This is a genomic window from Streptomyces amritsarensis (assembly GCF_001953875.1).
In the GTDB taxonomy this organism is placed as follows: Bacteria; Actinomycetota; Actinomycetes; order Streptomycetales; family Streptomycetaceae; genus Streptomyces; species Streptomyces amritsarensis.
Map to the genome: position 1 here is coordinate 1 of NZ_MQUR01000155.1, position 10,709 is coordinate 10,709.

Here is a 10,709-nt window from a genome sequence, read left to right on the forward strand (position 1 = left end):
CGAGGAGACACCCCGGCGGCGGCCCCCCGACCCAGACCGAACCCTGCCCCGCCACACCCCACCAAGCACACCGCCGAACCACCCCCACAACACCCCGCACCGGGATCCAGCCGCACACCCCCGAGCACCACGCAGGGCCCGGCGCCGAGCCGAGGGGCACCGCCGAACCGCCCGCACGACACCCCTGCCGGGGATCCGGCCGCTCACCGCCGAGCCGCCCGCCGGGCACCCCGCAGCAACCCCGCCCGGGGTCCCGCCGAGCCCGCCGCACGACACCCCCCGCCCGGATCCAGCCGTACACCGCCGAGTACCACCCACTGGCCCGGCGCCGAGCCGAGGGGTACCGCCGAGCCCGCCGCACGGCACCCCCCGCCGGGAGCGAGCCGTACACCGCCGAGCCGCCCGCAGGGCACCCCGTAGGGGCCCGGTTCGGGCGATATGTGACGCTTGAGCCGTGCGCATCCTCGTGGTCGAAGACGAAGAGAACCTCGCCGAGTCCCTGCGGCGCGGCCTGTCCGCCGACGGGCACATCGTCGACGTCGCGCACGACGGCCACCGCGGCCTGGACCTCGCCCTCGCCGGCGGCCCCTACGACGTCGTCCTGCTCGACCTGATGCTCCCGGGTCCCGGCGGCCACGCCATCTGCACGCGCATGCGCGCCCACGGCGACACCACCCCCGTCCTGATGCTGACCGCCAAGGACGGCGACCACGACGTGGCCGAGGGGCTGGACGCCGGCGCCGACGACTACCTCACCAAGCCGTTCTCCTTCGTGGTCCTGGCCGCCCGGATCCGGGCCCTCGCCCGCCGCGCCGGAGCCGGCGACGACGGCGGCGGCCCCCTCCAGGCCGGCGACCTCGTCCTGGACCCGCGCGGCCGCCGCTGCCGACGCGGCGGCCGGGACATCGAGCTCACCGCCCGCGAACTCGGCGTGCTGGCCTGCCTGATGCAGCAGCCCGGCCGCGCCGTCGCCAAGCAGGACATCCTGGACGAGGTCTGGGACCCCCCGCAGGCCGTCGACCCGAACATCGTCGAGGTGTACGTCTCCTCGCTGCGCAAGAAGATCGACGCCCCCTTCGGCCGCCGCTCGATCCTCACCGTCCACGGCACCGGCTACCGGATGGCCCCCGACGGTGGCTGAGCCGCGACGCGGCCCCGGCGGGACCCGCACCGCCCGCCGCGGGCGACCCGGCATCCGGGCGCGTACCGCCGCGGCGGCCGCCGTCGCCATGGCCGCGGTACTGGCTGCCGGCGGGCTGTGGCTGTACGCCCTGCTGCGGGCCAACCTCGTCGACAACACCACCGGCCGGACCGAGCTCGCCGCCCTCAGGGCCGCCGCCCAGCTCGACTCCCGTACCCCGCCGCCGCCCGGCGGACGGCTGACCGCACCCGAGAACGGCGTGGACCTGGTCCTCGTACGGGACGCCGCCGGCCGGACCGTCGCCGCGACCGGCGGCGACCCGGGGCGCGCCCCCGCCCTGGACGGCGCGCCGCGTCCCGGCCCCGGGGAGGACTCCCGCTCGGCGGTGCTCCCGCCCGAGCACCCCGGCGGGCACCGGCGCGCGGTGGTCGCCGTCGCGGCGCCCGGCGGGCACACGGTGTACGCCGTGACCGTGCTCGGCGACGTCGACGACGCGACCGGTGCCGTCGCCGTGGCACTGCTGGCGGGCGCGCCCCCACTGATCGCCTTCGCCGCGGCCCTGGCCTGGTGGGTGACCGGCCGGGCGCTGCGCCCGGTGGACGCCATCCACACCGAGCTGGCGTCGGTGACCGCCAGCGAGTTGGACCGGCGGGTCCCGGATCCCGGCGGGGCGGACGAAATCGCGCAGCTGGCCCGGACCGTCAACGCCACCCTCGACCGGTTGGAGCACGCCGACGCCCGGCAGCGGCAGTTCACCGCGGACGCCTCGCACGAGCTGCGCAATCCGCTGGCTGCCGTCCGGTCCCGGCTGGAGGTGGCGCTGGCGGCGGACCGCCCCGACCGCGAGTCGGTCGCGGCCGCGCTGGCCGAAACCGATCGGCTCCGGCGGATCGCGGCGGACCTGCTGCTGCTGGCCCGCCTCGACGGTGGGCCGCCGCCCCGGGCCGAGCCCGTGGACCTGGCGCTGCTCGCCGCGGAGGACGCGGCCCGCCGGGGTGGCGCCCGGGTCGCGCTACGGCTGGACGCCCGGGCACCCGTACCGGCCGCCGGGGACCCGGCGCGGCTGGAGCGGGCGCTGGCCAACCTGGTGGACAACGCCCTGCGGCACGCCCGCTCCGAGGTCGCCGTCCGGGCGGCCGAGGAGGACGGCTGGGCGGTGCTGGAGGTCACGGACGACGGCCCGGGCATCCCGGACGCGGACCGGGAGCGGGTCTTCGAACGGTTCGTACGGCTGGACGCGGACCGCAGCCGGGCCGGCGGCGGCACCGGACTCGGCCTGGCCATCGCCCGGGAGGTCGCGCGGGCGCACGGGGGCGACGTACGCGCGCTGCCGACGCCGGCCGGGGGCGCGCGGCTGGTGCTGCGGATCCGCCGGCGGGGCGGGGACATGGGGCGGCAGCCCTGAACGCCCCTTCAGGAACCTCAGGATTCCTTCAGCCGGTCTGCCCCACGATCGACTGGCATGAGCGCGCACCGGAGGAAGACGAGGACCCGACGCCGCCCCCCGTCCCGACGCCGGCGGCTCGGCCGCACGCTGCTGGTCGCGGCCTGCGCGCTGGCGGTGACGGCGGGCGGGGGCGCCTGGTACCTGTACCGGGACCTGGCCGCCGGCATCGGCAGCTCCAGGGCCCTCGACGGAGCCGAGAAGTCGAAGTTCGGCGACACCAACATCCTGCTCATCGGCCTGGACAGCCGCCGGGACAAGAACGGCGAGAAACTGCCGGCGGAGGTCCTCGACCAGTTGCACGCCGGCAGTTCGGACATCGGCGGCTACAACGCGAACACCCTGATCCTGCTGCACGTGCCGGGGGACGGCGGCCGGGCGAAGGCCTTCTCGGTGCCGCGCGACGACTTCGTCGACATACCCGGCCACGGCAAGGACAAGATCAAGAAGGCGTACGGGCTGGCGAAGGCCCGCAAGGAGGGGCAGCTCGCCGCAGCGGGCGTGAAGGACGCCCGGGAGCTGGAACGGGAAGGCCGGGAGGCGGGACGGGCGGCCCAGATCGCAACGGTGCGCGGCTTCCTGGGGGTGCCGGTCGACCACTTCGCCGAGCTGAACCTGGCCGGATTCCACCACCTCGCGCAGGCCCTGGGCGGCGTACCGGTGTGTCTGAACAAGGCGGTGAAGGACACCTACTCGGGCGCCGACTTCCCGGCGGGGCCGCAGACCCTCGACGGCCGGCAGTCGCTCGCCTTCGTGCGCCAGCGGCACGGTCTGGACGGCGGCGACCTGGACCGGACGAAGCGGCAGCAGGCCTTCCTCGCGGGTGCGACGAAGAAGCTGAACTCGGCCGGGACCTTCACCGACCCGGTGAAGCTGATCAAGCTGATCGATGTCGCGAAACAGGACGTGGTGACCGACCAGGGATGGGACCTGCTGTCGTTCGTGAAGCGGGCGAAGAGCCTGTCCGACGGCAGGGTGCAGTTCACGACACTGCCCGTCGAGCGCTTCGGAAGGAACCTCGGGGAGGACATCAACGTCGTAGATGATATGAAGATAAAGCGCCTCATTGCAGAGCAGATCGGACCCAAGGCTTCCGCAAGCCCCGGCGCGCCGAGTGCCGAGGCCGGTTCGGCCGGCTCCGCACCGGGGGCGCGCGAGTCCGCACCCCCACCCGCCTCTTCGCCCTCCCCGTCCACCCCCGAGGACGGCGGCGGCATCCCGTGCGTGGACTGAGGCCCCTGACGGCGGCGGGCGCCCGCCGCCGCACCGAGGCGCTGCTCCTCGTCCTCGTCGTCGCCATCGCCGTCTTCGGGCACGCCGCCGCGGGCCTCGCGATGAACGGCGAGCTCCCGCCCAACCTCGCCGGCTTCACCATCTCCATGACGCTGCTGTCGCTGGTGGGGCACCTGGGCGTGCGCCGCTTCGCGGCCTACGCGGATCCGCTGGTCTTCCCGCTCGCCATGCTGCTGACCGGGCTGGGGCTGGTACTGATCCACCGCCTCGACCAGGGCTACATCGAGCGCTGGAACTCCGACGCCAACGCCCCGGGCCAGCTGCTGTGGACGGTGGTCGGCGTCGCCGCCTGCATCGCGGTGCTGGCCCTGCTGCGCGACCACCGCCTGCTCCAGCGGTTCATCTACATCACGATGGCGGTCGCGCTGGTGCTGCTGATCGCACCGGCGTTCTTCGGCGCGGACACCTACGGCGCCAAGCGGTGGATCATCCTCTTCGGCTTCTCGATCCAGCCCGGCGAGTTCGTGAAGATCATGATCGCGATCTTCTTCGCCGGCTACCTGGTCATCCACCGCGACTCCCTCGCCCTGACGGGCCGCAGGTTCCTCGGCATGCGACTGCCACCGATGCGCCAGCTCGGACCCCTCATCACGGTGTGGATCCTCTCGATGCTGGTGCTGGTCTTCGAGCGGGACCTGGGCACGTCCCTGATCTTCTTCGGCGTCTTCGTGGTGATGCTGTACGTCGCCACCGAACGCACCGGCTGGATCGTGTGCGGCCTGCTCATGGCCTCGGCCGGGGCCTTCGTGGTCGGTTCGACGGAGCCGCACGTCAAGGCGCGCGTGGCGGCGTGGCTGAACCCGCTCTCCGTCTACTGGGAGAACCCTCCCCCGGGCGTCACCTCGGACCAGTCGGCGCAGGCGCTGTTCAGCTTCGGCACGGGCGGCATCTCAGGGACCGGCCTCGGCATGGGACACCCCGAGCTGATCAAGTTTGCCGGCCGCAGCGACTTCATCCTCACCACCGTGGGCGAGGAACTCGGCCTGGCCGGGGTCATGGCCGTACTGGTCCTCTACGCGCTCCTCGTGCAGCGCGGACTGCGCATGGCACTCGGCGCCCGCGACCCCTTCGGCAAACTGCTGGCGGTGGGCCTGGCCTCGGCGCTGGCGCTCCAGGTCTTCGTGGTCGCCGGAGGCGTCACGGGCCTGATCCCCCTGACGGGCAAGGCCCTGCCCTTCCTGGCCAAGGGCGGCTCGTCCCTCCTGGCCAACTGGATCATGATCGCCCTCCTCCTCCGCATCAGCGACAGCGCGGAACGCCAACGCGAGGCGGACTCCCGAGGCCCGGCGGAAACGACGCTCACGCCAGTGGTGCGGGTGTAGGGGGTACGGGATTCCACGCCCCGGCGCCTTCACCCCCGCGGCCCCACCACCCCGGGCCGGTGGCTGCCCACCCACCCCCTGCGTCGGGGCGGTGGTAGGGGGGCGGGGTTTCGGCGGGGCGGGGTCGGTGAGGTGCTGGGGGTTTCCCGGCGGTCCTATCGTCTTCCGGTTCGTGCCGGTCCCTCAAGGGCGCTCCTTCGTCGCGTCGCTGCGCGATGGCCTTCGGCCACCCTTGACCGACCGTCCCGCCCCGGAAAATACGAGGACAGCCGGGAAGCCCCCAAAGGAACGGGCCGGACGAGAGATGACCATCGGGGCGTCGGCGCTGCCCGGGCGGAGCCCGGAGCGCCTCACATCGCTACGCGCTCCTGCCCGAGGGCGTCTGCCTGTCTCTGTGGCTCGACATAGGCCGCCTCAGATCGCTACGCGCTTCTCGATCACGCGACTACAGTCCGTCGGGGGGCTGGTCGTAAGCCGCAGATGCGTTGTTGCGCTCCGCTGTAACTAGGCTGACCGCATGACGATTCGCGCTGTGGTTTTCGACGTTGGCGAGTGCCTCGTGGACGAAACCAGGGAGTACGGCACGTGGGCCGACTGGCTGGGAGTGCCCCGCCATACCTTTGCAGCGATGTTCGGCGCCGTCATTGCCCAAGGGCGCGACTACCGTGAAGTGTTCCAGCCCTTCAAGCCTGGCTTCGACCTGACGGCCGAACGCGAGGCCCGCGCCGCGGCGGGTCAGCCCGAGCACTTCGACGAGAGCGACCTCTACCCTGACGTCCGGCCGGCCCTCAGGGCACTCCGTGAGGCAGGTCTCTGGCTGGGCATCGCGGGGAACCAGACGGTGCGGGCCGGTGGGATCCTGCGCTCGCTGTTCACCGACGACGTCGACCTCATCGGGACGTCGGACGACTGGGGTGCCAGCAAGCCGGATCCCGAGTTCTTCGTCCGCGTCGCGAAGGTCGTACCGTTCGCCCCGGAAGAGATCCTCTACGTGGGCGACCGCGTCGACAACGATCTCCGCCCGGGCTCCGCGGCGGGCATGCGCACCGCGCTCATCCGCCGTGGCCCGTGGGCGACGATCCAGTGGAACAGCCCTGAGGCGCTGGAACTGCCGACGTTCCGGGTCGAATCCCTCGAAGAACTGCCGACCCGGATCGCAGACTTCAATTCGTCAGAGCACTGAGCACCGAACCCCATCCGTAGAGCCGGTCGTCCAGGTCACGGACACACCGCTCGTGCTGCCACGGTACGAGCGCGCGCCTCACATCGCGGACGCGTTCCAGTCCGGTCGCGTACCAGTGCGTTTCGAGGAGGTCGAGCGCGCGCAATGCGTACTCCGCGGCGGCCTCAGGGTTGCTCGCGGCAGCTTCTACCGCCCCTAGGTCTCCGAGGATCACCGTGCGCTGCTTGTCGGAATCGGCAGGCAGATCGGCCAGGGCGCGGAGCAGCGTTTCCCGGGCTTGCGGCAGACGCCCCGCCTTGAGCTCGGTATTGCCCTTGAACGCGGCCAGTCTCACGACCGAGAACCAGTCCATCCACTCCGGGCTCGCGTGCGCGCCTCCGGCAGCGAGCACGTCCTCGCCGTGGGCGATCAGGTTGAGCGCGGTCCTGTGTTGCCACAGCGGGTCTCGCATTCGGCCTCGACCGCGTCCAGCCATGCCAGGAACTCTGCGGACGCCGGTGCCCGGCGGGCGTAGGTCCGGGCTGCGATCATCCGTTCCGATGCCGCGAGCCGGTCCCCTGACCATCCCGGTACGAAGGCCATGTGCGCCAGGATCGCGCTGCCGAGGAGCGGGTCGTCGGCCTCGCCCGCTGCCTGCAGCGCCTGGACCCAGGTGTCTCGCGCGCGGTCGGGTGCGCGCTGGTCGAAGAACTCGATCCGCCCTGCGAGAAGGTGACTCTCCGCCAAGGCGGCGGCCAAGGTCTGGTGTGTCTGTCCGGCTGTGGCGGGGAGCAGGGCCTCCCCGAGTCCTGCATGTGCAACGACGGCCGGGTGGAGCGTGGCGGGCGCAACGCTCCAATAGAGCTGCCGGTGAGCACGGGTGACCGCGAGATAGTCCGAAGCGACGCTTGCGGGCTGCGTCGCGTTCCGGGTCCGGACCGCGCCTCGGGCCGGCGGTGCCAGGCGGGCGGGCGAAAGCCCCGACTCGGTGGTCCCGGGACGCCGTTCGAAGCCGAGCTGTTCCATGTCCTGCCCCAGGAGTTCTTGGAGTGCGCGGCGGGCTTCGGGGTAGGGCCAGGGCGGCGTTTCGGACTCCCACCGTTGGACCTGCTTGATACCGACGTTCACGCCTCTGCGAGCAAGGGCATCGATGAGGTCTTGCTGTGACCCCGGTATCCGGCGGCCAAGCGGGCCGCGCGTAGACGCGCGTTGCCCGTAGGACGTGGCATCTCATCCTCCTTGTGAAAGCGGGATGGTGCCACTGTTCCAGGATGTCGCATCCATTTCCCGTGATTCACCGCATCGAGCGCACAGAAGTCTCTTTATGCGACGTCAGAAGTCCCAGAGAAGTCCTCGGCAAGCGACCTTTACGAGTCCAGTCTTGACTTACCATCCGCTGCCCACAGTAGGGAGCAACCCGTGACGAGCCCCACCCCTCGCGGCGTTTGGAGCCTCGACATCCCGGACAGTCCGAGCATCGGCTTCGCCGCGGTGCGCCAGCCCAGTCCCGAGCTCCTGGCGCGCGCACAGGCCGGCTTCGCGCGCTTCACCGCCGCCGACGAGGTCGAGAGCGATGAGTGAGCAGTACGAATACGTGCCGCACCTGCCCCTGCGGCGCCGTGTCCGCGACATCGCTTCCGGCGCCGAAGGCGAGTTGATGGCCGTGATCAACGAGAACGTCTCGGACACCGGGCTCGCATGCTGGATGGAACTGGCCTATATCCGTGGTGCATCCGGACTGGAATTCACCACCTCGGTCGCCAACGTCGTGCCCGCCGTTGACGGGCAGGCGTGCTCGTAACCAACGATGGCGCGGACGATTCGCCCGTCAGGCGTCGAAGTCGTATTCCAGGACGTAGGAGGCGGAGTCCAGGGTCATCTCGTTGACCTCGACGGCCCGTCCGTCCTCGGCGAACGCGGTGCGGACGATGCGGATGACGGGCGTACCCGTGGCGAGGGAGAGGCGGTCGGCCTCGTCGGCGGAGGGCATCCGGGAGCGGATCTCCTCGCGGAAATGGACGGGGCCGTGACCCAGCTCGGCCAGCCGGGCGTACGTCCCGCCCGGGCCCGTCTCGCGCTGGGTGATGGGGGAATCGGCGACGATGTCCGACGGCAGGTACGACGTCGCGAAGAGCACCGGCTTGCCGTCGAGCACGAAACGGCGGCTGCGCGCCCACACCTGGGTTCCCGGCGTGATGCCGAGCGCGTCGCAGACGCGGTCGTCGGCTTCTTCTTCGCGCACGTCGATCTGGTCGACGACCAGTTCCCGGTCCTCGGAGTCCGTCGACCAGATGGAGCGGCCCGAACCCCACTGCTCCTGGGCCAGCCGTTGGAGGCCGCGCCGCCGCAAGGGCCTGAACGCCCGGACGAAGACCCCGGCGCCCTTGCGCGCCTCGGCGAGGCCTTCGTTCTGGAGGACGCCGAGGGCCTGGCGGGCGGTCATCCGGGCGACCTCGTACGCGGCCATGAGGTCGTTCTCACCCGGAAGCCGGTCGCCCGGACCGTATTCGCCGGCCTGGATGGACTTCCTCAGCGCGTCAGCGATCCGCTGGTACTTCGGCTGCCGAGTAGCGCCCTGGCTGGTCATGAAAACGATCACTCCCTTTCCTCTCTAGACACCCTAGGGCGAGAGGTGGGCCGCCGCACGCATCAGCCCGGTGGCCCATTCGGGCGTAGTTCTCTAGAGACGCATTGCGAACGGACGGCGGATCGGGTGTAGTTGGGGATGTCTCTAGAGAGGCTGCCGTTCCGGCAGCTGCGGATGAGGGGTGGTCTGCATGCCTCAGCACCGTGACGTCCGGTGAGCGAGCGGTACGAGCACGTGCCGCACCGGCTCCTGCATCGACGCGTCCGCGACATCGCCTCGGGCGTCGAGGGTGAGCTGGTGGCCGTGGTCAACGAGAACGTCTCGAACGCCGCCACCGCGCACTGGGTGGAGCTCGCCTACATCCGCGGCGCGTCCGGGCTGGAGTTCACCACGTCGGCCGCCAACGTCGAGCCCGCGGACTGAGCCCCGGGGCACGGGCCGACGTACTCGAAGACACCGCCGTGCGGGTGCCGCAGGACGGCTCGGCGGTCGTTCGGGGTGCGCTGGACGGGCACCACGACTTCGGCCCCCGCCTCCGCGACCGCGAGGTCCAGATCCGCGACGCACTGTCGTACGACCACTGAATCGACAGCCATGGCCGGCATCATCACACGGCACAGCTCAACGACCTTGCAGAAGAAGAGTTACTGCACGCCGTCTGGCCGGGCACTGTCCTGTGGCGCACGATGACGGGCATGTGGTTCTTCCTGGCGCCCCTCGTCCTGATCGTCGTGCTCGCCTGCTGGGTCGACTGGAGGGCGCGGCGGCGCAGGGGGCGCGTCCGTGACGGAACGGCCATGTGGCGCGATGTTCGCGATGCCCGACGCGACGCGCGTGCCTGGGAGGCCGGCTCTCTGGGACACAGCGGCGAGGACACGTCGTGGATGAGGAGGCGGAGACCCTGATCGGACGCTGCTGCCGCCGGGGCCCTACGCCCAGTCGGCTCCGAGCGCCATCACCATGAGGGAGAGTCCCGCATAGACGAGGCCGAGCATCGCCACGCCCTTGAGGCCGGCAGAGAGGCCGATCCCGAACGTCGCACCGGCCGGCACGACCCGCTCGGGGCACTCCGGCAGGTACCGCACGGGCACGGTGTCGCCGACGGCGTAGGGGACATGGGCCACCAGCTCGGCGCGTACGTCCCGTCCTTCCGGCGTCAGGAATCCCAGGATCAGCCGCCACTGGCTGGTGGTGTATCCGTCCGAAGAGCGGTTGTGCACCACGTACGCCCCCAGGCAGGGGGCCTCTGCCACCACCCCCTCCCGGATGGTTCTTCGGTTCACCAGCGCCACGCGCACCATGGAGACCAGTCCCGCAATACCGAGGGCGGCAACCAGCAGCCCGATCACCACCGAGCCGGGCCCGTACGTCGCGCCAGAGGAAGCGTCCCGCCCTCCTCACCGAAGTCCCCACGCACGCGCCTGTACACGGGAACGGCTCCCGCAGAAATGCGCTGGCATGGTCAGAGGTTCCCCACCCAGGGGGCCGCAGACGCCGTCTCGGAGGAGCGCGTAGCGATCTGCGGCGGTCTATGTCCCGCCCAAGAGGCCCGCTGACGCCGTCGGGGAGGAGCGCGTAGCGATTCGTGGCGGCTTATGCCCAGCCCCAGGCGGTCTGCGGACGCCCTCCGACGGGAGCGCGTAGCGATCTGGGGCGCACCGGGCTCCCGCCGGGCCCCTCCGACACGCCGATGGTGTCTTGAACCCCCGGCCCGTCCCTTTGGGGGCTTCCCGGCAGTCTTTCGGATTTCCGGGGCGGGA

At 71.5% G+C, this 10,709-nt stretch carries 11 protein-coding genes and 1 pseudogene; 9 read left to right on the forward strand and 3 right to left on the reverse strand.

Annotated elements, in window-relative coordinates; genetic code table 11:
• The first annotated feature begins 454 nt into the window (after positions 1 to 454).
• From AVW11_RS34245 to AVW11_RS34270, 5 genes are all read left to right on the forward strand, one after another.
• Positions 455 to 1,141: a response regulator transcription factor gene (locus tag AVW11_RS34245; protein ID WP_030855982.1), complete on the forward strand. Its 687-nt coding sequence runs from the start codon at positions 455 to 457 to the stop codon at positions 1,139 to 1,141.
• A complete protein-coding gene (locus tag AVW11_RS34250) occupies positions 1,134 to 2,546 on the forward strand; it encodes a sensor histidine kinase (RefSeq protein WP_079250903.1) in 1,413 nt (470 codons plus the stop codon). Before AVW11_RS34245 ends, AVW11_RS34250 begins: the two co-directional genes overlap by 8 nt.
• Positions 2,547 to 2,603: 57 nt before the next feature.
• Positions 2,604 to 3,818, forward strand: coding sequence for an LCP family protein (locus AVW11_RS34255; protein ID WP_060178870.1), 1,215 nt, complete (start codon positions 2,604 to 2,606; stop codon positions 3,816 to 3,818).
• On the forward strand, positions 3,806 to 5,200 hold the full coding sequence (locus AVW11_RS34260) for an FtsW/RodA/SpoVE family cell cycle protein (protein WP_030855989.1): 1,395 nt from the start codon (positions 3,806 to 3,808) through the stop codon (positions 5,198 to 5,200). The genes AVW11_RS34255 and AVW11_RS34260 overlap by 13 nt, the downstream gene beginning before the upstream one ends.
• 517 nt (positions 5,201 to 5,717) lie before the next feature.
• The gene (locus AVW11_RS34270) at positions 5,718 to 6,383 is read left to right on the forward strand and encodes an HAD family hydrolase (RefSeq protein ID WP_030855992.1); all 666 of its coding nucleotides are present in this window, start codon (positions 5,718 to 5,720) and stop codon (positions 6,381 to 6,383) included.
• Here the strand turns inward: AVW11_RS34270 and AVW11_RS34275 are convergent.
• Positions 6,364 to 7,591, reverse strand: a pseudogene (locus tag AVW11_RS34275) (transcriptional regulator). The gene AVW11_RS34270 and the pseudogene AVW11_RS34275 sit on opposite strands and share 20 nt — an antisense overlap.
• Before the next feature lie 190 nt (positions 7,592 to 7,781).
• On the opposite strand from AVW11_RS34275, the gene AVW11_RS37595 reads away from it, so the two are divergent.
• Positions 7,782 to 7,943, forward strand: a complete 162-nt coding sequence (locus AVW11_RS37595) for a hypothetical protein (RefSeq protein ID WP_158076183.1) — start codon at positions 7,782 to 7,784, stop codon at positions 7,941 to 7,943.
• On the forward strand, positions 7,936 to 8,163 hold the full coding sequence (locus AVW11_RS34280; RefSeq protein WP_076046970.1) for a hypothetical protein: 228 nt from the start codon (positions 7,936 to 7,938) through the stop codon (positions 8,161 to 8,163). The genes AVW11_RS37595 and AVW11_RS34280 overlap by 8 nt, the downstream gene beginning before the upstream one ends.
• 27 nt (positions 8,164 to 8,190) lie before the next feature.
• Here the strand turns inward: AVW11_RS34280 and AVW11_RS34285 are convergent, their stop codons facing one another.
• Positions 8,191 to 8,949, reverse strand: a complete 759-nt coding sequence (locus AVW11_RS34285; protein ID WP_030855996.1) for a GntR family transcriptional regulator — start codon at positions 8,947 to 8,949, stop codon at positions 8,191 to 8,193.
• Between the two features lie 213 nt (positions 8,950 to 9,162).
• On the opposite strand from AVW11_RS34285, the gene AVW11_RS34290 reads away from it, so the two are divergent.
• Complete coding sequence (locus tag AVW11_RS34290; RefSeq protein ID WP_030856214.1) at positions 9,163 to 9,372, forward strand: hypothetical protein; 210 nt, start codon at positions 9,163 to 9,165, stop codon at positions 9,370 to 9,372.
• A gap of 38 nt (positions 9,373 to 9,410) precedes the next feature.
• Positions 9,411 to 9,533, forward strand: a complete 123-nt coding sequence (locus AVW11_RS39055; RefSeq protein WP_276209139.1) for a hypothetical protein — start codon at positions 9,411 to 9,413, stop codon at positions 9,531 to 9,533.
• 345 nt (positions 9,534 to 9,878) lie between these two features.
• On the opposite strand, the gene AVW11_RS34300 is transcribed toward AVW11_RS39055, so the two are convergent.
• Complete coding sequence (locus AVW11_RS34300; RefSeq protein WP_143568935.1) at positions 9,879 to 10,202, reverse strand: DUF3592 domain-containing protein; 324 nt, start codon at positions 10,200 to 10,202, stop codon at positions 9,879 to 9,881.
• Positions 10,203 to 10,709: the final 507 nt, after the last annotated feature.